Raw genomic sequence first — 20,782 nt, 5'->3', positions numbered from 1 at the left:
CAGCACTCCAGAAAAATTTATTGCGAAAGAACATCGACTCCGGCAGGAGCGCTAAACTGAAACTCCTTGGCCGGAATGGCATGATTGATTTCTATATGGGTAAAATGGAGAACCGTTTCCTGCTGGAAAGCATCTTCCATCCGCATTTCCTGCAGAATACCGGCCCGATTGAAGCCGAGCCGCAGGGAGGTGAAACCCTGATCCTGACCGTTTTTGGGACGCAGCAATAACCAGTGCAACTGATTTTTACTGCCCAGATCACTGATATCAAAACGCTGGCTCAGGTCATCATTACCGGCAATCAAGGCCGCCGGGGTGGAACCCAGAGCCTTCCCCAGGGGTTGCACGGTGACCTGTTGCAGAGCGGGCTCATATAGCCAGACTTTGCTCCCGTTGGAAACGATGGTCTGCCCATTGGCACCGCTGTAGTCCCAGCGAAACTGACCGGGGCGGGAAATCCATAAATTGCCACTGGCCTTTTTGACAATCTGGCCATCATGGTTGGCCACTTCCTGACTGAAGCGGGCGGTAATGGTATGGGTGCTCTGAAAAAAATGGTGCAACATCTCTATACCCGAAGCGGCATTTGCCACAGAAGCCCATCCGAACAAAATAACAAGGCCCAGTAACCGCCCGAAAAAACCAAGGCGTTTTGATTTATTCACGACCCGGTGGCGCTGCTGCATAAATTTCCCTGCTCCCGTTACTTTGCAAAGGGCCGACAACACCCACTCTTTCCATTTCTTCAATCATGCGCGCGGCGCGATTATAGCCCACCTTCAGTTGCCTCTGCACGTAGGAAATGCTGGCCTTACGACTGCTGGTGACAATAGCCACCGCCTGATCATAAAGCGGATCCGCATCTTCACCACCAGATCCATCCAGATCCTCTCCATCGGTATTTTCACCGCCCTGCAAAATACGCTCATCATACTGGGGTGCGCCCAACTGCCGTAAAGACTCTACGACACGATGTACTTCGTCGTCACTGACAAAGGCGCCATGCACCCGTTGCGGATAACCGGAACCCGGTGGCAGATAGAGCATATCGCCCTGGCCGAGCAGGGTTTCAGCGCCCATCTGGTCGAGGATGGTACGTGAATCAATGCGCGAAGACACCTGAAAGGCAATGCGGGTGGGAACATTGGCCTTGATCAGGCCGGTGATGACATCCACGGAAGGACGCTGGGTCGCCATGATCAAATGCAGTCCGGCGGCCCGGGCTTTCTGGGCCAGGCGGGTGATGAGGGTTTCCACCTGCTTGCCGACTACCATCATCAAATCCGCAAACTCATCGATGATCACGACAATGGCTGGCAATGTATTGAGGGTAATGGGCTCCCCGTCCAGATCCTTGTCAGGACCCGGCAGCGGATGCCCGGCGGCAATGGCTTCCTGGACCTTCTGGTTATAACCCGCCAGATTGCGAACACCCACAAACGCCATCAGTTTATAGCGTCTTTCCATCTCCGCCACACACCAGCGCAGGGCGTTGGCCGCTTCTTTCATATCGGTGACTACCGGTGCCAGCAGATGCGGAATGCCCTCATAAATGGATAACTCCAGCATTTTGGGGTCCACCATGATCAGGCGCACCTCGGCAGCCGTAGCCTTGAAGAGAATGCTCAATATCATGGCATTGACACCCACGGATTTACCGGCACCCGTGGTTCCTGCGACGAGGAGATGGGGCATTTTCGCCAGATCCGCCGATACCGGTTGTCCGGCAATGTCCTGTCCCAGGGCCAGGGTCAACAGACTTTTACTGTGACTGAAGCCGGAGCTGGACAGAATTTCTGAAAGCCGGACCGTTCGCCGCCGGGGATTGGGTACTTCGATGCCCATAGTAGCCTTGCCGGGAATCGCCTCCACCACCCGCACCCGAGCCGCCAGCACACGGGATAAATCCTTACTGAGCCCGGCCACCTGACTCACCTTGACCCCGGGCGCCGGCTCGATCTCGAAGCGAGTAATGACGGGCCCGGGATGAGCGGCCACCACGGTGGCCTGCACCCCGAAATCCGCCATTTTTTCTTCCAACATGCGCGACTGCTGGGCCAGGGTTTCAGGGTCCAGTTGTCCGGTGGGATCCAGGGGATCAGCAGGGTCGAGCAGGGCCAAGTCTGGAAGACCATCGGCCCGGGGCGGGCCCACCGGTGCGGGCAGCGGCATCTGCCGGATATTTTTGGGCGCCGGGGCGGCAGCGACAGAACGTGGTTTTTTGGCCGCAAAAAAACTCGGGGTAGCTGCGGGATCCTTGCTTTCCTCAATGACCGGAGAAGGACTGGATGTGACCACAGCACTCTCCGGCTGAGATTGCTCCCTGCGTCGGAATCGGGGGATATGAATACGTGGGAACATGATGATTTTCCGCTCACGCCAACGCTGGGAGAAGCCCCCCAGTTTCGTCCACATCTCCCGGGGACTCAGTCCTGTCAGCAGAAAGACACCGAGCACGAAAACCGCCAGAAACAGCAGGGCACTTCCGCCTGAGCCCACCAACGGCTGCAGGAGACTGGAGATTTCCTGACCAATGATGCCACCGGCAAAGCTGCCGGTTACCGGCCACCAGGCCGCTGGCCAGACCAGGGCCAGAAACGCCATCATACCCAGCAATATGGCCAGACCGCCGACGGGGGCCAAGCGCCGCCCCTGCCGCTGTCGAAACCAGTGATTCCAGATCTGCACTACCCATGCATAGAGCGCCACCGGCAGCAACCAAGCGGCCATGCCCATGAACTGCACCAGAAAATCCGCCAGATAAGACCCGGCTTCTCCTCCCCAATTTTGTACAGCCAGCCCTTTGCCACTGTTAAACCAACTGGGATCAGCGGGATGGAAGCTCAGCAGAGCCATGGCCATGAAGGTCGCTATGGCGAGCATAAGCAACAATAACGTCTCGCGGCGCCAGGGTTTTCGGGGCGAGGTTTTTGCTGGTCCGGCCGGGGATGGGCGAACCGTGCGCGGCGCATTACGGGTGGCAGAACTCATGCTGGCAAGATAAACGAGGCGTGCCCGGGTGTCAAGCTTCCAGACCACAAGAAACACTTACAAATGGGGCTGTTAGCGCTTCATGATAAAGCATTCAGGCAACTTATTGAGGATGACGAACAGTGCCCAGGTGATGGCGATGATCGGGATGAATACGACCATGTACCCGTAGCACGTACAGCAGCACCAGCAAGGCGAAGCCCAGCCAGGCAGCCAATGACCAGTCCAGCGGATAAGTCAGCGGCACAATGGACTCATATAACACCCACCAGAACAAGGCAGTGGCAATGACCGGCAGGAGATAATGATAAAGCAGGCGGGTGCTGGTTCCTTCATGATCGGCCCGGGCCAGACGCATCAGGGACACATTCATCAAGGTATGGGCAGTGACCAGGCCGAACAAAACTGCCGTAGTCAACACATTAAAACCATTGCTGGCTCCAAATATTACTACCGCCAGCACCGCGACCAGGATAGTCAGTCCAGTGATCACCGAAATACTGCGTTGCGGGGCCTGGGTATGACTCACCTGCGCAAAGCGTTCGGAAATCAGGGCGTCCCGACCAATGGCATACAGTACCCGGGAGGAACTGTTCAGCAAGGCAAGGCTGTCAGCCATGGCACTATTGATGGCGAGGATGACCAGGGCGACCCCCCCCACGGGGCCGAGATAACGCAGAAAGACCGTCACGCCGGGCGCATCGGCTTGGGCGAAACTGGCCATATCAGCAGGTCCCCAGCCGACCGTCAAGGCATAGGCGGAAAGCACCAGCGCCGCACCGACCAGGGTCAGAGAAAGCAATGCGGCCTTACCAATCAGCCGACCCCGTTGGGTGCGGGGGCCGCGCACTTCTTCGCCGAGCGGTGTGTGGCTGCCGATGCCAATAAAACTGGTGATGGCAAATATCATCCCCATGGCCACGCCCTTGAAGCCATCTGTCGGAATAGAAAAAGGCGCCCAGGGATGCAGCGGCGCTGATTTAGCAATGATGATCAGGGAGGCGACCACCAGAAAGGCTACCTCCACAAAACTGGTTACCGCCACCACGCGGATGCTGGGACGAATGCCTGAAATACTCAATATCCAGGGTACGCCAATAAAAAACAGGATACTCACCAACCAGAACCAGGCGGGTAAGGGATAACCCATGCTTTTGGCCAGTCCCGGCAGAAATACACCACCGACATATACCGGGATGGCCGCCACACTCAGCAACTGATAAAACACCACCATAAACCCGGTCAGCAAGGCCGGGCGAGCCCCCAGACCTGCCGCCACATAGGCATAATAACCACCCGCCGAAGCCCGGTGCTTGCTCAGGTGATAGATGGTGTTCATTTCGATGAACATGAGCGCAAATGCCCAGAGATAGGAAAGGGGCAAAGCCACCAGCGCAAAAGCAGCCCCGGCAGTCATGAAAGCTACCACATCGCAAGTCGGTGCCGTACCGGAAATACTTTGACTGATCAATCCCCAGAGACTGACGACATCACCTTTCAGAGTTTCGGGAGCAGCATCCGCCTGGGTCATCACTCATATTCCTTAAATGCAACAATGTTGCATTATTGTTCGTGGCAAAGTTTACTGTCAACTTCACCATCATTACAGCGCTTCCCGGTTGATGTTAGACTGAGTACATAACCTGACTGATTGAGGAACCCCATGAGCGACTCCAAAAGTGTCATCGATGAAAAACATGGCCGTTTATTGATTCTGGGCTCCGGGCCCGGAGGCTATACGGCAGCCATTTACGCGGCGCGCGCCAACCTTCAACCCGTACTGGTCCAGGGTATGGAACCGGGCGGGCAGTTAATGACTACTACTGATGTGGACAACTGGCCGGGTGCAGCCGATGGCATCATGGGTCCAGAATTGATGCAGGAGCTGGAAAAGCAGGCCAAGCGCTTTGATACGGAAATCGTCTTTGACCATATCCATCAGGCTGATCTGAGCCAGCGTCCGTTTCGGCTTTGTGGTGACCAACATACTTACACCTGCGACGCCCTGATTCTGGCGACAGGAGCCTCTGCCAAATACCTGGGTTTACCCAGTGAGGACAAATTTCGCGGCAAAGGGATCTCCGCCTGCGCCACCTGTGACGGCTTCTTCTATCGCAACCAGGATGTTGCTGTGGTCGGCGGCGGGAACACGGCGGTGGAAGAGGCGCTCTACCTGAGCAATATCGCCAAACACGTCACCGTGGTGCATCGCCGCAACAAGTTCCGTGCCGAGAAAATCCTCCAGGACAAACTCATGGCCAAGGAGAACGTGACCATTATCTGGGATCATGCCGTGGACGAAGTGCTGGGTGATGCCTCGGGAGTGACCGGCCTGCGCATCAAGCATGTGGAAAATGGGGACACTCAGGATTTAGCGCTGATGGGCGTATTTATTGCCATCGGTCACAAACCCAACACGGACATTTTCAAGGGACAACTGGAAATGGATGCCGGAGGCTATTTGATCACCCGGGGTGGACGGGATGGCATGGCCACAGCCACCAGCGTCGAAGGCGTTTTTGCTGCGGGCGACGTCCAGGATTATGTATATCGGCAGGCCGTCACCAGTGCTGGAAGTGGCTGCATGGCGGCTCTTGATGCGGAGCGCTGGCTGGAGCAACAAGAGGACTGAAAACATGAGACGGCGGCGACCTACACAGCAACTCCCGGTAAAGCCCGCCGTCCTTCCTGAAGAAAAAGCCTACTTCGAAGCCGCTATGGCGGACGTGAAACGCTTTTCTCCGCCACCGGTTCCGGCTCGCCCCGCGCCTCCGGCACCGGTGGCTGCACAAAGGCAAAAAGAGGCATTAGAAGTCCGCGCGGCCCTCAGTCGCCCATTGAGTAGTGACGAAATACTGGAAGCCGGGGATGAATGGCTGTATTTGCAGTCAGGTCAGTCTCCGGCCCTGCTCCGTGACCTGCGCAGAGGCCGAATCCGCATTCAGTCGCGGCTGGATTTACATGGCTGCAACGTCGAGGAGGCCCGCCTGGAGTTGGCGGCGTTTTTGCACGATGCCCGACAATGGCGCTGGAACTGTGTGTGTATTGTGCACGGCAAGGGGCTGGGTTCTCCTGGCCGCATCCCGGTGCTAAAAAGACTGGTGGGTGCCTGGTTGATGCGCCACCAGGAGGTGTTGGCTTTTGCCCAAGCCCGCCCCGGCGAAGGGGGTAGTGGTGCCTTGCGGGTGCTGCTGGGCTGGCGGCGCCAGCGCCAGCAGAATTAACGGGCCTGAGCCGTATAACCTTCCTCTTCGATGGCCTGAATCAACGTTTCGGGATTCAGGGATGTACCCTCTACCGTGGCGCTTTGGGTATCCAGCTGCACGATCACCGACTGCACTTCGGGAATTTTCCGCAGTGCCTTCTCCACCGCCGCCACACAGTGTTGGCAGGTCATTCCCTGTATGGATAATTCTGCATGCGTCATGGATGCTCCTTAGCGTTGGGCAACGCTGCGCTGTGCAGAAGGATCGCGGCTCACATCCCAACGCCGCCGCACGGCCATGTCACCTTCGGCATCCGCCAGGGAAGCCAGAATAGGGCAGTCTTCCACTGACCCATGACCGGGACAGCGCTCGGCCTGAACTGCCAGGGCATTGCGCATTCTCTGCAGATCAGCAATCTTGAAGTCAATTTCAGCAATTTTCTGCTCGGTCAGCGCTTTGACGTCACCCATATCGTTTTCAGCACTGCTACTGATATCCAGCAGTTCCTTCACTTCCGAGAGGGAAAAACCCAGATTCTGGGCGCGGCGGATAAAGCGCAGGCGCGACTCGGCGTGGCTATCATAAAGCCGATAGTTGGATTGGGTACGTTGCACCGGTTGAATCAGCCCGATACGCTCATAGTAGCGCAGGGTTTCTGCTGCCAATCCAGCCTCACGGGCCAGACGCCCAATGGTCACAGGTGTATCCATCTTGACTCCCTCCTTATATTGACTCACGTTTTACGCTCCGAGTGGATAGTGTCCTCATTCTAAAGCATCTAGTCAACACAAAGGTCAAGTCTGCGCATTCGCTCCTGCTCGCGGCCCAGTAAAGCCTCGACGCAACCGGTGGCATACACCCCGGCAGGGAGAGAAAATGCCAATACCAGAGTCTGCGCATCCTCCCAGTAGTATTCCAGTGCATCAGGGCGGGCACGCAGGGCACGGCGGGCGGCGTCCACCTCCTGGGCGGCCAACTGTTGGGGCCAGAGGCGAAGATTTCCCTCTATTTCCGTGGTCTCGGGCAGGGCTTCCAGCACCTGTTTTTCGAGCAGACCAGCCATGTCTTGGGGCTGCAACCCGCCACGGCCGGGTAAGGGACCGGTGGGATGCAGATCCCAGTCGCGGGCACGCTGCTGCAATTGCTCAAGTTCCTGAGCATCGGCACTGGCGACAAAAATACTATGCGACCCATCCAACTGGACGATTTCTCCGGGCAAGAGGGTATCCCAGTTATTTTGCCGCACTCTTTCCGCCAGTACTCGATTGAAAAGCGCCGAGCGGGCCGCTGAAAGCAACAGTCCGCGCCGGTGCCGATCCATTTTGCGTGCGCTCCCCGACAACAGCCGGCTGGCTTCCTGCAAATTATGGCGCCCAAAGCGTTGCGCACCGAAATAATTGGGAAAACCCCGGTGCTTGAGAATCTCCAGATTCTCCTCCCAGTGCCGGGTTTCGCCCTGACAGTGCCGTAAAACCAGACGAAAGGAATTGCCCTTCAATACGCCTCTGCGCAGCTTGCGCTCATGACGGGTGATGTCCAGAATCTGAAGATATTCGTTATCCAGGCTCTGCCAATCGGGATTGCTTCCAGGCTGTATCGGCACGGAAAAATACTGGCGGGTAATCGCGTGGCGATCTTTCATTCCTGCATAACCCACGTCTCGCACCGGCACTCCGGCGAGGCGTGCCAGGCGTTGCGCCACTTCCTGGGTATTCAGCCCGCGTTTTTCGATCCATAGCCAGTGATGGGCTCCCGTTCCCGAAACAGCAAAAGGCAGGATTTCCGTGACCTGAAAATCCGCTTCCGTGGATTTGAGTTCCGCATCGAGCTGTCCTTTCCCTTGCGCATAAATGCGGAGGACCGCTTCAGACATGCTGAATCAACACGACGGCGTGGGTGGCAATCCCCTCACCCCGGCCGGTATAGCCCAACTGCTCGGTTGTGGTCGCCTTGACGTTGATCTTGTCTTCAGGAACCTGCAGATCCTGGGCAATGTGCGCACGCATCTGCGGAATGTAAGGCGCCAGTTTGGGGCGCTGGCAGACGATGGTGGCGTCCACATTGCCCACCGCAAAGTTTTTTTCTTGAATCAGTCCATGACAATGGCGGAGCAACACCCGGGAATCCGCTCCGGCGAAGCGGGCATCCGTATCGGGAAAATGGCGACCGATATCACCCAGTGCGGCAGCACCGAGCAAGGCATCACAAACGGCGTGCAGTAACACATCTGCATCGGAATGCCCCGCCAGACCCAGGGTATAAGGGATCTGAACCCCGCCCAGAATCAGCAGACGCTCAGGTACGAGGGCATGTACATCAAAACCGTGACCAATACGCATGCTTAGTTCTCCTCATCACGGGCGGCCAGAATAGCGGCAGCCAGAGCCAGATCATCCCCCAGAGTGATCTTGATATTATCCCCGTGCCCCTGAATCAGGCGTGGGCGCCAACCCTGCAGCTCCATGGCCGAAGCTTCGTCGGTAATGGGCGAATCCGCTGCTTGCGCTACCCGCAGGGCGGCCAACAGGGCGGACAGAGGGAAAGCCTGGGGGGTCAAGGCCCGCCACAAGCCCTCCCGGTCAACGGTGCCCAAAGACACCGCGTTGTTTTCGCGTTTGAGGGTATCGGCAACCGGTATGCCCAGCAAAGCGCCCTGAGGAGAGTCTGGCAGACTGTCCAACAAGCTGTGCAGATCTGCACTGCGCAGGCAGGGCCGAGCCGCATCGTGGACCAGCACCCAATCCGTATCCGCAGCACCGGCTGCTTGCAAGGCCTCCAGACCCAAACGCACGGAATCAGCACGCTGTTTGCCACCGCTAACGGGTGCCAGCGGCAAAACCATCTGCTCGCCCAATAACTCCCGCCAGAAGCCGCTGCGCAGGTCTTCCTCGGGCAGGACCAGCTGGACCCCGGCTATGCGGGGTTCCTGCAGAAAAATATTCAGGGTATGAGCCAATACTGGCTGGCCCCGGAGCTGCACATATTGTTTGGCTTGAGACCCGCCAAAACGCTGCCCCTTCCCTCCGGCAGGAATAACCACCCAGATCCGGTTCATCACTTGCCCTCAAATATATGGGATTCAGGCGCAGTATCCGCAGTCTGTCCAGGAGGCGCAAGGGTTTGTGCTTTTGCAGTTTGCGCACGGGCACCTTACACTAGGCTCCCTGTATTTGCTGATATGACCCCGGAAATTTTGGACCATTCTCTTCCTTTGGGCCCTGTCCCTCGCGCCGGTAGTACCCGCATCTTCCAGCATCTTTTCGGAGCCGCCGACTGCTGGCTGGCCGCCGAAATGCTCCGTCAATGGCAGAAACCTCTGCTGGTACTGTTGCCCAATCCCCGCGATCTGGAAGAATGGCAGCGCGAATGGGCTTTTTTTGCGCCCGATCTGGATACTCCCCTGATTTTCCCGGACCGGGAAACTCTACCCTATGATCGCCTGGCACCCCCCGCAGATGCGACAGCAACCCGTCTGGCCACATTGGCTGCATTACCCAACTGGCGCGGTCTCTGTCTGGCACCCATGGCCGCTGCCCTGCAACGCCTGCCACCCAGAAGCTTTCTCGATCAACACGCCTTTGTCCTGGCCGTTGGCGACGCGCTGCCTCCCGAACGTTTCCGGCAACGCCTGATTGATGCTGGCTACCGCAATGTCAGCGAAGTGTCGGAGCCTGGTGAACTGGCCTGGCGTGGTGGCATCATTGATCTGTTTCCCAGTGGTAGCCCCTTACCCTACCGGATTGAGCTGTTTGATACCGAGGTGGAAAGCATCCGGGCTTTTGATCCGGAAACCCAGCGAACCCTGGAAAAAGTCAGCAAGGTGTCTCTGCTCCCGGCGCGGGAAATCCCCGTGGATACGGACGCCCTCCATGAGTTCCGCAGCCAGTTTCGCGCCCGGTTCAGTGGTGATCCCCAGCGCTCGGAAGTATATCGAGCCGCCAGTCGCGGACAGGTTCCTCAGGGGGCGGAACATTATCTACCCCTGTTTTTCAATGAAACCAGCCAGTTACTCACCCATTTCCCTGCGGACGGAATTATTTTCATGCCTCCCGGTCTGGCAAACGCCAGCCAGCAAATCCGTCATGACTGGCAAGAGCGCCACGAAGAGCGCGATTGGCAAATTCTTTCCATAAATCAGAAGCCGGACAGAAAGTGTGGAACATCAGACGAAGAAAAACCCCAGAGCCGAAGCTATGGGGTGAGGGTGGATTAGAATGCCCAGTCTAAAACGCGACTGGTTTTCGGTTGAGCCGGAACAGAGGGTGCTGGAACAGCATCCCCAAAGTCGTCATCATCCAGGCATTCTGCTTCCTCTGCTGATACTGCTGTGTCCAGAGATTCGACCACATCGGTCTCCTCGAACGTCAGTACCGCTTTGGGGTCCGTCAAGACCTTGAGCACCCCCGTCAGGGTGATCCCTGTGGCGCTATCCTTCCTGGTCTTGGCAGATTCAATCACCGCCTTCAGAGCTTCATCCAGGTTGGCGAACCGGCCATCCAGGAAAGACAAAGCGCGTGCTTTTGTCTGTATCTGCTGCAGCGGAGCCAGGCCGGGGATACCACGTTTACCTGTGCCTTGAGGACGCCCCAACCAGGTAGTCGCAATCTGGGCGATTTCCTTAGCGATCTTGATGTGGAGAGGGTTGCCTTTCAGCTCCTGCACAATCTCAGGATCGGCCAGGTTGACTGGAGTTTTCACCCATCCAAAGTGGATACTGGACTCAATATCCTCCCGGCTTGGCGCACTTTGACGGATTACGTCTTCCCATTCAGGTGCTTCCTTAACACGGTCATCAATGATCTTTTCCAGATCCTCTGCCAGACGATTCTTGGCAGCGACTACCAAATCCCGGATTTTCTCCAGAGATTGCTGGACTTCAGTGGCGTTTTCCTGGGAAACCAGGAATCCGCCGAAGAAGCGGGTGCCCTTGGCCAGCAAGGTCGTTTCGATGGCCTTGCGAGCGGTCCCAAAGGCCTTGACCGCATCTTTCGGCAAAATCTGGATGGTTCCGGAGCTGGCCAGCACCTTGTCCAGATCCCGACCGTCACGAGATTCGATCAGATCACGCGGCAAGGCGCGGGATCCGGAGATGGACTTGAATTCGTGCATAAAAACAATCGCGTTCATAATTCACCTCCTCAATGACGGGTGCCAAAATTGCCAGTGGCGGGGTTGATGATTTCGCGGGCGAGCGCCAGGGCGCTTTCCCATGCTTTTGAAACATCATCGTAGGATACGGCAGGGAAAAAACCGGCCTCCCAGATGTCTCCACTTGTTCCCACGACTTCCATTACCCCATTCTTCCTCCTGAAGCACTGATTTTGACCCCAGACGAGTGGGAAAGCGCTCTGCAAAGTCGCGCCCTGGTCCACGGGGAACAAAACGGGACCGGCGAAGCCTTGCCGACGGCCCCTTTACCTGCCCTGCAGGGCAGCCCGGAAACGCCACTGGCAGCGCTGGAAACCTTTTTACGGGAACTCCCGCCCCAGGGACGCGCCCTGATTGCTGCCGAATCTCCGGGCCGTCAGGAAGCCCTTTCTGAACGGCTCAGCAAGGCCGGACTGGCGGCAACCCGTCTGAACAACTGGCCGGAGTTTCTGGCTTCCGCAGAAAAAATTGCCATCACCGTAGCCCCTCTGGAGCGCGGCCTGCTGATCAAGGACAAGGGGCTGGTCCAGCGTGCGCTCGTCTCGGAAGCGCAAATTTTCGGGGATCGGGTATTTGCGCAAAGACGCAGCGCTCAGGTCCGGCAACGCAACGTGGAAGGATTGATCCGTGATCTGGGCGAACTGCAGCCCGGCGATGCGGTGACCCACGAGGAGTACGGGATCGGGCTTTTTCAGGGGATGCGCACGCCTTTTGCGGCCCAGGGCGATGTCAATGAATATGTGGTGCTGGAATATGCCCAGGGAGATCTGGTGTATGTACCCGCCGATCATCTGGATCGCATTGCCCGCTATGTGGGCAACGGGGCTGCGGAACCGGTACTGTCGCGGCTGGGTAGTCCGCAGTGGGACAAAGCCAAAACCAAGGCGCGGGAAAAGGCCATTGATGCCGCCAGCGAACTGCTGGACATTTATGCCCGGCGGGCGGCCCGCCAGGGACGCGCCTTTGCGCCACCGGATGAAGCCTATTGGGATTTTGTTTCCCGTTTTCCCTTTGAAGAAACCCCCGATCAGCAACAGGCCATTGATGCCGTGATGGCCGACATGACTAGCCCCCATCCCATGGATCGTCTGGTCTGTGGCGATGTGGGCTTCGGCAAAACCGAGGTGGCGCTACGCGCGGCTTTTCTGGCGGCCCATGGCGGGGCACAGGTAGTCGTTCTGGTGCCTACCACCCTGCTGGCGCAACAGCATTATGAAAATTTTCAGAATCGCTTTGCGGGCATGCCGCTGCGGGTAGAGGTACTTTCCCGCTTCCAGAAGGGCAAGACCCACAAGGAGATTCTGGCGGCCACCCAGGCGGGGGAAGTCCAGATACTGATCGGCACCCATCGCCTGCTCCAGAAAGATGTGCATTTCAAGGATCTCGGACTGTTGATTCTGGACGAGGAACACCGCTTCGGGGTCCGTCAAAAAGAACAGATCAAGGCGCTGCGCGCAGAAGTGGATATTCTGACCCTCACCGCCACTCCTATTCCCCGCACCCTGAATCTTTCCCTGGCCGGGTTGCGGGATTTATCCATCATTGCCACCCCGCCGCAACGTCGCCAACCGGTGCGCACTTTTGTGCAGGTCTGGGAAGATGCGGTGGTGGTCGAGGCCTGTCAGCGCGAACTGCATCGGGGTGGTCAGATTTACTTCCTGCACAATGAAGTGCGGGATATTGAGCGCATGGCCAGCAATCTCCGCCGACTGCTTCCTGAGGCCCGGTTGCGCGTCGCCCACGGACAAATGCCGGAGGGCGAGCTCGAAGCCGTCATGCTCGATTTTTATCATCAGCGTTTTGATATCCTGCTCAGTACCACCATTATCGAATCGGGCATCGACAATCCCCACGCCAACACCATTCTCATCAATCGAGCCGATAAATTTGGTCTGGCCCAGCTACACCAGCTTCGTGGAAGGGTGGGACGTTCCCATCAACGCGCCTACGCCTACCTCTTCACCCCCGACCCGCGCGCCATGAGTGAGGATGCCCGCCGCCGTCTGGATGCCATCCAGTCTTTGGAAGACCTGGGGGTAGGTTTTGCCCTGGCCAGTCATGATCTGGAAATCCGGGGCGCCGGTGAACTGCTGGGTGAAGAGCAAAGCGGACACATGGATGAAGTCGGTTTCACCCTGTTCATGGAATGGCTCAATGATGCCGTGGCCGCCATCCGCGCTGGCAAGGACCCGCGCAGCCTGGCCGAGCAACGCGCCAGCGGGCCGGAAATTCATCTGAACATAGCAGCTCTGATCCCTGAAGATTACTTGCCTGACGTACATTTACGCCTGCAATTCTACAAACGTCTCAGCGATGTGCGCAGTGATGCAGCTATTGGTGAAATCATGGTGGAAATGGTGGATCGCTTCGGTCCGCTGCCTGCCCCGGCCAGAACCCTGCTGTGCCAGACCCAGCTCCGCCTCCTCGCCAGCCAGATGGGTATTGAACAGATCGACGTCGGACCATCCGGAGCGCGCCTGCAATTTGCCCCGGAAAACCAGGTGTCTCCGGAAAAAATCATTCAACTGGTGCAGCGTCCGCACAGTATTTATCAACTGGATGGTGCCCAGCGCCTGCGCCTTCGTCAGGACTTTCCCGACGGCGAAGCACGCTGCCAGGCCATCATTCCCCTTGTCGAAGCCTTGAGGACACCCGCATGAGTAGCACCCGCCTTGCCCTGTTGAGTCCTGTTGAACGCGGTCCCATGACCTTACCTGCCAGCATGGGACAATTCGTCCAACGTACCGAAAGTCATCAGCAAATCTGGGGCTCCTGGCTGCAAAGCTGGCATCTGCCGGTGGCCGTCAGTGAAATCATGCCTTTTCTGGATGAGCTGTCCCGCCAGGCCCTGCATCAGGATCGCGAGGTTTTCTGGTCCTCCATGCCCAGCGAGAGCCATGCCTCGCGACTGGTACTGCGGGGTCCGCTGCACGCCGAAGCCCTGCGCCGTGCATTGACCACTCTGCACCTGCAAAACTGTATGCCCGGCCGGATTCTTCATGCCCATGCCGACAGCCTGGCCATCGCCATGCATGGTCCCCAGGGCCCTGTCCCGGCCTTCAATCGTGCGCTGACGGATGCTCTGGAAGGCATTCATGTCGATCTGGCTATAACCCCGGTCTGGGAACCCGGCCATTTCCGGCTGTTGCTGACCGACATGGATTCTACACTGATCAGCATTGAATGTATTGATGAATTGGCCGACCACCTGGGTTTCAAACGGCAGGTAGCGGCCATTACCGAACGCTCCATGGCGGGGGAGCTGGATTTTCAGACCTCCCTGCGGGAACGGGTGTGCCTGTTACAGGGGACACCGGCAAGTACCATCGATGCCATCATCCGCGAACGTCTGCAGCTCAGCCCCGGGGCCCGGGAGCTGATCCAGACCGCCAAGGCGCAAGGACTCGAAACCGGCGTGGTTTCCGGTGGTTTCACCCAGTTTACCCGGCACTTGCAGGAAATGCTGGATCTGGACTATGCCTTTGCCAATACCCTGGAAATCGTCGACGGCAAAATCACCGGTCAGGTGCTGGGCGACATCGTTGATGCCGATGCCAAGGCCGACATCCTGGAGTTGTTGGCCATCAGTGCCGGCACTGACGCCAGTCACTGTATTGCCATAGGGGACGGAGCCAATGATCTGCCGATGCTGCGCAAGGCAGGCGTCGGCATTGCCTATCACGCCAAGGCCGTGGTCCGGGCCCAGGCGGACTTTCAGATTCGTTATGGCGGGCTGGATACCGCTGCCGATTTTCTCGGCTGGTATTAAGTGAGGTGCCTCCAGACTCCTTGCATGCCCGCCAACCGCCCAAGGCGATCATCCACCACTCTGACCGTGGCTCACAATACACAGCATACGCTATACAGAGCTCTAGCGGATGCCGGTATGGCCGCTTCTGTCGGCAGCACCGCAGACAGTTACGATAATGCTCTGGCGGAAACCATCAATGGACTGTTGGAAAAACCGGTCAGCCTCGGTTTATGGGTTACACCAGTCGCAGCGGCCTGCTGGGGCGATCTTTTCTGGATGCTCCGCGATCACTTGATGACTGCATTTGGCGCAACGGTAGATGTCCGCCTTGATTTCCCGGGTCGGGGCACCGCAATCTGCACATGGCAGACCTGGAATGTACTCCACAACCTGAAAGCCGGGCGAATTGCAGACCGGACATAAAGTCCGAAGTTTGCGTGCGAGATCTTTTGTAGCCAGGGCTATGATCTCCATGCGCATGGGGTTCATATGAGCTCGCACGTCTGTTTCTAGGAAGGCAAAGCCATTGTCGGCCTCGTCGCAGGCCCAGCTGAAGACCGCACGAAGTGTTTTCCAGTCGTTAATGTCCTTGCGGATTCGGGGGTCATCTTCATGTTGAGGGCGTACTACCAGACCATGTGCAGGGAAGTCTATTGTTCGGGCGAAGGTTTCTGTCTGCTCCCAGCTTGCAGTGAGCAGATGGGAAAAGTTGGTCTTGCCAGAGGCAATGCCGAACACTTCGATACCCAGCGTATCGTCGATCCAGGCTAGCATCTCTATATTCATGGAAAACATCCCGGTAAATGGATCTGGTCCGAAACTACCTTCACTACCGAGTCCTAAGGACAGACCGGCTAGCCTCATACCCAGGCGCGCTTTTTTTCTGGCCGCCTCAATTTGTGTGTCGGGGCGGGGAATTTCGCGGGTAAAGGTGCCCAGCTGGTCGGTATCAAAGTTGGTCATCAGCTTAACTTGGCAACCGATAGTGCTCGCTAATAGAGGAGCGATAATTTTCTCTTTTCTGTGTTTTGTAAGCAGGGCCACATGTGAGTTCCTGTATATGCTATTTTCTGAAATCATGATTTTTCTGTGTTCCAACCTTGTTATATCGGTTGGTCCTCATCAGAATGAGACAGCCAGAACGGTGCGGACTTTGCCGCACCAACAATCTATCAATCTGTGGCATTGTTACTCAGATATGCCATCTCTTAGATACCAATGTGGTCCGATATGACCGGCGTGGATCCATTCGAGGTAACGGCGCGCCTCATCAATACTAAGATAAGAGGGTTCTTGGGTGTGGTGATAACGCACGCAGACATAACATCCGGCCGCACGAGCGTAGGCACCTTTAAAGCCATTGTCGAGCATCTCCTTCCCTGAAACTCTGGCATCAAGGGCCTGTGCAAGTTCGAAAACCACGATTTTCGAACTTTTCTTCCGGAAACCGGAGATTGCCTTTTCTGTAATTTGATTCATGCTGTGTCCTCTTCATATCCAAAATACAGTTGACTCCCACTGAGGGCTAGCTTGGGCTAGGGGAAGCCCCCAAGCCCGGTACAACTAGATACTCTTCCAGACACCTTCGCCACGGCGCTCCAAAAGCTGACCCTCAGGAGCGATCTGGATAATGGTCAGCCAGCGGTTATTGACCAGTTGGTCGAGTACCGCATTTTTTGCAATGATGGCGTCCATCGCTTCCGTCGGCGCCTCGATGAAAGCCGACAAGCGCAAAGGCTCATGCTGCAAAATACTGCTGCTGTCGCGCAGGGACTGCTCCGATAGCCCCACGCGCAGGTCGCCACCATTGCCCTCCAGCACCCCGATGGTGCCACCCACCACATTGTGCAGGACCTTGTTACCGCAACCCTGCCGCTGGTTATCCACAATAGAGCCGTAATATTGCAGATTGATCCAGTTGGCGACCACCAGGGGGGCCGTCATGATCAGATTCAGGAGACTGAAATCCGCATCCTTGCTGGCATCGTAATCATGGAGGAAAGCTCTCCCTGCCAGATTCATCTTCCGCGTCCGCCAGCGGGGCGCGGCAATGAAGGCAGCGTTACCTGCCAACGCCCATTCGGGACGCACCTGCGACCAGTCGCGCCCACGGAAAGTCATATTCCGACTAACCGTATCAGGGTCCTGCAAATCCGGCTCCAGGCGCAGCATTCTTTCCAGCCGGGTAAGATTAGCAGCTTTGTCCAAGGCATCCTGTACCTCTCTGAAAAGTGAAGCATCCACCTGGTAGTCGCTCACTGTCCCCAAAATCTCTACCCGATCCGTAGTGGTATCGTGCAGTGCCGGTACAAAACAGGTCTCTGGGTTTAGCGTCCAGCCCTTTTCCACCAGCGCCGTACGAATCTGCCGGTCGTTGAGCAGCTGGGCCGCTGCCTTGGCATTGACCTCGCCCGTTTGCCCGGCACAGGCACCACAATCCAGACCCGCACGGTGGGGATTGTTGGTCGTAGAACTACCATGCCCCACCAACAGTACAATGGGAGCCACCTCTTGAGTCAGGCCCAGGCCCGTCAGAATGAACTCGGCCATCTTGACACGCTCATCCAGACTCAGAGAGGCCGGCAATGCGCAGAGCAACGCCACCCTTTCGTTCGTGGAAAGCCCCGCATCGTCGGGTGGCAGCGATGGCCGGTGCCAGGCCAGGGTATCGGCCAGCAGACGAGCCACATAGGAGATTCCGGCCGTCTCCACAAAAGAGAAACAGGATGCCGCCGAAAGCTTGAACTGCTTCCAAGTCGCCCCCCGGCGCAGGCGCCGAAAACGCCGGGTAGTGACCGCTTCCGGAGCCGCCTCGTGGACATGCACTGCGGGGTTGAGCAATACCGGGGACTGGGTCCTGGGTACCAGATCCCCCTGCCGCTGATAATCCAGCAACACCCCGAAAAACCCGGCGAAACCGATGGTTTCCAGGCTAGGCATCACCCCTTCCAGATGGCGGCGGAATACCTCCGAGCGCACGTCAATGCAAAATGCTGCCTGCACCTGAGTTTGTGGGGCGCTGGCCTTTCGTGATGGGCGCTGGCGAATACGCGCCGCCACCTGACGGCGGTAAGCGATTTCCGTAGCACGCAGCAGCACCTCACCACGCTGGGCATTGTCGCGGTCCACCTTTTTGTCATCTTGCGACCAGGCGCGGAGTTGCCGCTGCCAGCGCTCCACTACTTTCGGACTGGCACTCTGGCGCAGCATCGCCTCCCAGGTCATCCGGATGGTCAGCAGATCGAGCAGATCCTGATCTGCTCCTCCCTGCAGCTCTGCCTGCCACAGCAAATATCGGCACCAGCTCGCCCAGCCGCCAATGGACTTGAGCAAAACCAGCAGGTAAGCCTCCTCCTCCCCTTGGGGTATGTTCAAGGTCTGCATGGCCCAGACCCGGGCCTGCTCAGGTTCCGCAGACAAAGCCAGCAAAGGTGCACGAATCTTCTTCAGGCCCATGGGACTGAGACTATGATCGAGCAAGGTGTACTGCCGCCAGCTGCCGAACAGCCCCAGCTCAGGATCCTTGGGAAAGGACCAGAAGGACTGCCCACGGTCATAATAAGCGGCCAGAAAGTGGCTGATTTGCTCCACCACATACTGAGAGATGGAAGCATGTCCCTGACGATCCATCAGTTCCGGCAAGCGCGGCAGACGCATGGGCGTTTCCGGGGTTTCCTGGAGATAATTCCGCCATTCTTCCTCATCGGCAGACAAGCCCAGATCGTCGGCAGCGCGCTGGATGTCCACTATATCCAGCTTGCCGGTTTGCAATAAATCCGCATACCAGCGCCGATCCATGACCAGACGCTCACCCACACTGCCCTCCAGATCGGCCGTCACCTGACAGAAGGGGGTATCCGCGAAACCCCAGTAGGGATTGACCGCTACATAACTATCCAGAGGCCAGAGCGGTGCAATCCGCCGAATCACCCGCTCACAGAGCACTTCCGTATTTTCCAGAACATTGTTACTCACTGGTCACCTCCTTCATAGTCATGGATTCCTGATTACGTGCCACCGATTGCAAAGACTCCACGGCGAGATTCTTGCGCGGCAGCTTGACGCTGACCCGCTCCGACCAGAAACGGTGGGAAAACTGCTCTACCCAGTAATCGGTATACAAGCCGTTGTAGAGATAAGTAAACAAAGCCCACTGGACTTTTTTCGGCAGAACCATGTGTCCGGGGCCCTGCATGAAACTCAGGAACAGGAAACCCACTGCCGTCAATCCCACCAACACCATATATGCGCCCGATACGACGGGCATGGCACTGGTCAGGTCGGCACTAAAGCCCCACACGAACAAGGTGTGCAGCACCAGATAAATCAATCCCATGGCTACCGCCACCAGTACGGACACGATGCGATCCACAGCCGAATTAAACAGAAAGCCTTTGATCAAAATTTGCGATATAGCGGCAGCAATGATCAGCACCAGGGCAATCCACGCGGGTTCCACCAAGGGATTTTCTCCAAAGAGCCAGGCACCCCCTGCTGAGATCAGCAGTCCCAGGACCGTAGCCATAATCCAGACCGGAAAACTCGCTTTCTTCTTGGCACCTGCAGGCACTTGCCGCAACTGATCGGTAATACTGCCCGACGAAAGAAAAGCGTGTGCCTTATACAAGGAGTGTCCCACCAAGTGCAGCAGCGCCAACGGGAAAAGCCCCAAACCCAGTTCCAGAGACATGAAACCCAGTTGGGCCGTGGTAGACCAGGCCAGCATGGATTTGATGGAAGTCTGGGTGGTCATCACCAGAGAAGCGATCATGACCGTGGTCAAACCCGCTAATCCCAATAAAAGCAGGGCATCAGGTACCCGGATCAACAGTGCACTCGTGCGCAGCGCGACAATGGCCCCGCTATACACAATACCCGCATGCATCAAGGCAGACACCGGGGTGGGGGCCTCCATGACCTGGATCAACCAGCCATGGGCCGGGAAATGCGCGCTCTTCAAAAACACCGCCGCAACGATCAGCCAGGCAGCCACCTGCAAGGACATGGGTATACTTCCTGCCTGTTCGACGAAACTGCGGATGGCCACAAACTGGAGGCTTCCCACGCTGTGTCCGATCAACAGAGTAGCGGCCACCAGACAAAGATCCGCCGTCCTTGTGAACAAGGACTTTTTGTGGGCAGCCATGATGGCCTTGGGACGATCCCCATAAAATCTGAGCAGACGATTGACACTGAAGCCTACGGCAATGATGGCCAGGGTAAATAATCCGATGTTCCCGGAGATGACCGTCAGGAGAAAAAACCCGCCCGTAAAAGACAGAAGCCGGAAAAACCGGGCCTGCTGCGGATCACCGTCCAGATAGGCCACACTGTATTGGGCAATCATCACCAACACAAAGGACACCAGGCTTGCCAGGATCAAGGTCAAGGGATCAACCATTATGGAGAGTGGAAAATCGAAGTGCAAAACGGACAGCGGTATATTTATCAGAAGCAGGCTATTGCGCGCGCCCAGGGCAAAAAACAAGTCAGCGGCCAAAGCCAGCATCAGGGTAAAAACAGCCGTCCAACGGACCCGGTTACGGGTAGTAAGGGCCGATTGCCGGGTGGCCCGCACACCCGGAAGCGCCATTACAATCAGCCCGACAGGCATGAGTGCCAGCAATGCGCCGGCCAACCAGGGGGTAGGGAGTATCTGCATTTTTGTTGCCTCCAAGGATCAGGG

18 protein-coding genes and 2 pseudogenes are annotated in these 20,782 nt (G+C 57.1%); 6 read left to right on the top strand and 14 right to left on the bottom strand.

Going from position 1 to position 20,782, the window contains the following annotated elements; genetic code table 11:
* Positions 1–17: 17 nt before the first annotated feature.
* From lolA to B1757_RS01740, 3 genes are all read right to left on the bottom strand, one after another.
* On the bottom strand, positions 18–686 hold the full coding sequence (lolA, locus tag B1757_RS01750) for an outer membrane lipoprotein periplasmic chaperone LolA (RefSeq protein ID WP_101536672.1): 669 nt from the start codon (positions 684–686) through the stop codon (positions 18–20).
* Positions 658–2,883 carry a DNA translocase FtsK gene (locus B1757_RS01745; RefSeq protein ID WP_253253658.1) on the bottom strand — a complete coding sequence of 742 codons (2,226 nt, stop codon included), beginning with the start codon at positions 2,881–2,883 and terminating at the stop codon, positions 658–660. The genes lolA and B1757_RS01745 overlap by 29 nt, the downstream gene beginning before the upstream one ends.
* Positions 2,884–3,094: 211 nt before the next feature.
* The gene (locus B1757_RS01740; RefSeq protein ID WP_101536671.1) at positions 3,095–4,522 is read right to left on the bottom strand and encodes an APC family permease; all 1,428 of its coding nucleotides are present in this window, start codon (positions 4,520–4,522) and stop codon (positions 3,095–3,097) included.
* A gap of 132 nt (positions 4,523–4,654) precedes the next feature.
* On the opposite strand from B1757_RS01740, the gene trxB reads away from it, so the two are divergent.
* On the top strand, positions 4,655–5,623 hold the full coding sequence (trxB, locus tag B1757_RS01735; protein ID WP_101536670.1) for a thioredoxin-disulfide reductase: 969 nt from the start codon (positions 4,655–4,657) through the stop codon (positions 5,621–5,623).
* Positions 5,624–5,627: 4 nt separating this feature from the next.
* Entirely contained in the window at positions 5,628–6,215 is a 588-nt protein-coding gene (locus B1757_RS01730) for a Smr/MutS family protein (RefSeq protein WP_172437557.1), read from the top strand.
* Here the strand turns inward: B1757_RS01730 and B1757_RS01725 are convergent.
* The 5 genes from B1757_RS01725 to ispD all read right to left on the bottom strand — a co-directional run bounded on the left by B1757_RS01725 (position 6,212) and on the right by ispD (position 9,252).
* Entirely contained in the window at positions 6,212–6,418 is a 207-nt protein-coding gene (locus tag B1757_RS01725) for a CopZ family metallochaperone (RefSeq protein ID WP_101536669.1), read from the bottom strand. The genes B1757_RS01730 and B1757_RS01725 overlap by 4 nt on opposite strands.
* Positions 6,419–6,427: 9 nt before the next feature.
* On the bottom strand, positions 6,428–6,907 hold the full coding sequence (locus B1757_RS01720; RefSeq protein WP_101536668.1) for a heavy metal-responsive transcriptional regulator: 480 nt from the start codon (positions 6,905–6,907) through the stop codon (positions 6,428–6,430).
* A 68-nt stretch (positions 6,908–6,975) separates the two neighbouring features.
* Entirely contained in the window at positions 6,976–8,070 is a 1,095-nt protein-coding gene (gene truD / locus B1757_RS01715) for a tRNA pseudouridine(13) synthase TruD (protein ID WP_101536667.1), read from the bottom strand.
* Positions 8,063–8,536, bottom strand: a complete 474-nt coding sequence (ispF, locus tag B1757_RS01710; RefSeq protein WP_101536666.1) for a 2-C-methyl-D-erythritol 2,4-cyclodiphosphate synthase — start codon at positions 8,534–8,536, stop codon at positions 8,063–8,065. Before ispF ends, truD begins: the two co-directional genes overlap by 8 nt.
* Positions 8,537–8,538: 2 nt before the next feature.
* Complete coding sequence (ispD, locus tag B1757_RS01705) at positions 8,539–9,252, bottom strand: 2-C-methyl-D-erythritol 4-phosphate cytidylyltransferase (RefSeq protein WP_101536665.1); 714 nt, start codon at positions 9,250–9,252, stop codon at positions 8,539–8,541.
* 123 nt (positions 9,253–9,375) lie between these two features.
* Between ispD and B1757_RS01700 the strand changes: the two genes are divergently transcribed.
* On the top strand, positions 9,376–10,410 hold the full coding sequence (locus tag B1757_RS01700) for a transcription-repair coupling factor family protein (protein ID WP_253253653.1): 1,035 nt from the start codon (positions 9,376–9,378) through the stop codon (positions 10,408–10,410).
* Here the strand turns inward: B1757_RS01700 and B1757_RS01695 are convergent.
* Positions 10,407–11,324 (bottom strand): DUF3150 domain-containing protein, encoded by a 918-nt coding sequence (locus B1757_RS01695; RefSeq protein WP_101536664.1) that lies wholly within the window; start codon positions 11,322–11,324, stop codon positions 10,407–10,409. The two genes, B1757_RS01700 and B1757_RS01695, sit on opposite strands and share 4 nt — an antisense overlap.
* 11 nt (positions 11,325–11,335) lie before the next feature.
* Positions 11,336–11,488 carry a hypothetical protein gene (locus tag B1757_RS01690; protein WP_253253652.1) on the bottom strand — a complete coding sequence of 51 codons (153 nt, stop codon included), beginning with the start codon at positions 11,486–11,488 and terminating at the stop codon, positions 11,336–11,338.
* Between B1757_RS01690 and mfd the strand changes: the two are divergent.
* The 3 genes and pseudogenes from mfd to B1757_RS01675 form a co-directional block, all read left to right on the top strand.
* Positions 11,474–14,005, top strand: a pseudogene (gene mfd, locus B1757_RS01685) (transcription-repair coupling factor); the annotation flags it as partial. The gene B1757_RS01690 and the pseudogene mfd overlap by 15 nt on opposite strands.
* Positions 14,002–15,114: a phosphoserine phosphatase SerB gene (gene serB / locus B1757_RS01680; protein ID WP_101536663.1), complete on the top strand. Its 1,113-nt coding sequence runs from the start codon at positions 14,002–14,004 to the stop codon at positions 15,112–15,114. The pseudogene mfd and the gene serB, both read left to right, overlap by 4 nt.
* A gap of 20 nt (positions 15,115–15,134) precedes the next feature.
* Positions 15,135–15,300 (top strand): annotated as a pseudogene (locus B1757_RS01675) (IS3 family transposase); the annotation flags it as partial.
* Between the two features lie 24 nt (positions 15,301–15,324).
* On the opposite strand, the gene B1757_RS01670 reads toward B1757_RS01675, so the two are convergent.
* The 4 genes from B1757_RS01670 to B1757_RS01655 all read right to left on the bottom strand — a co-directional run bounded on the left by B1757_RS01670 (position 15,325) and on the right by B1757_RS01655 (position 20,758).
* Positions 15,325–16,140: a DUF6671 family protein gene (locus B1757_RS01670; RefSeq protein WP_253253651.1), complete on the bottom strand. Its 816-nt coding sequence runs from the start codon at positions 16,138–16,140 to the stop codon at positions 15,325–15,327.
* A gap of 144 nt (positions 16,141–16,284) precedes the next feature.
* Positions 16,285–16,575 (bottom strand): hypothetical protein, encoded by a 291-nt coding sequence (locus B1757_RS01665; protein WP_101536661.1) that lies wholly within the window; start codon positions 16,573–16,575, stop codon positions 16,285–16,287.
* Positions 16,576–16,659: 84 nt separating this feature from the next.
* A complete protein-coding gene (locus B1757_RS01660; RefSeq protein ID WP_101536660.1) occupies positions 16,660–19,071 on the bottom strand; it encodes a YbcC family protein in 2,412 nt (803 codons plus the stop codon).
* Complete coding sequence (locus tag B1757_RS01655) at positions 19,064–20,758, bottom strand: proton-conducting transporter transmembrane domain-containing protein (RefSeq protein WP_101536659.1); 1,695 nt, start codon at positions 20,756–20,758, stop codon at positions 19,064–19,066. The genes B1757_RS01660 and B1757_RS01655 overlap by 8 nt, the downstream gene beginning before the upstream one ends.
* Positions 20,759–20,782: the final 24 nt, after the last annotated feature.

The sequence above is a fragment of the Acidithiobacillus marinus genome (assembly GCF_002847505.1).
GTDB lineage: Bacteria > Pseudomonadota > Gammaproteobacteria > Acidithiobacillales > Acidithiobacillaceae > Acidithiobacillus > Acidithiobacillus marinus.
Note: the sequence above shows the minus strand (reverse complement) of the source record. Positions and strands in the feature narration are given on the sequence as shown.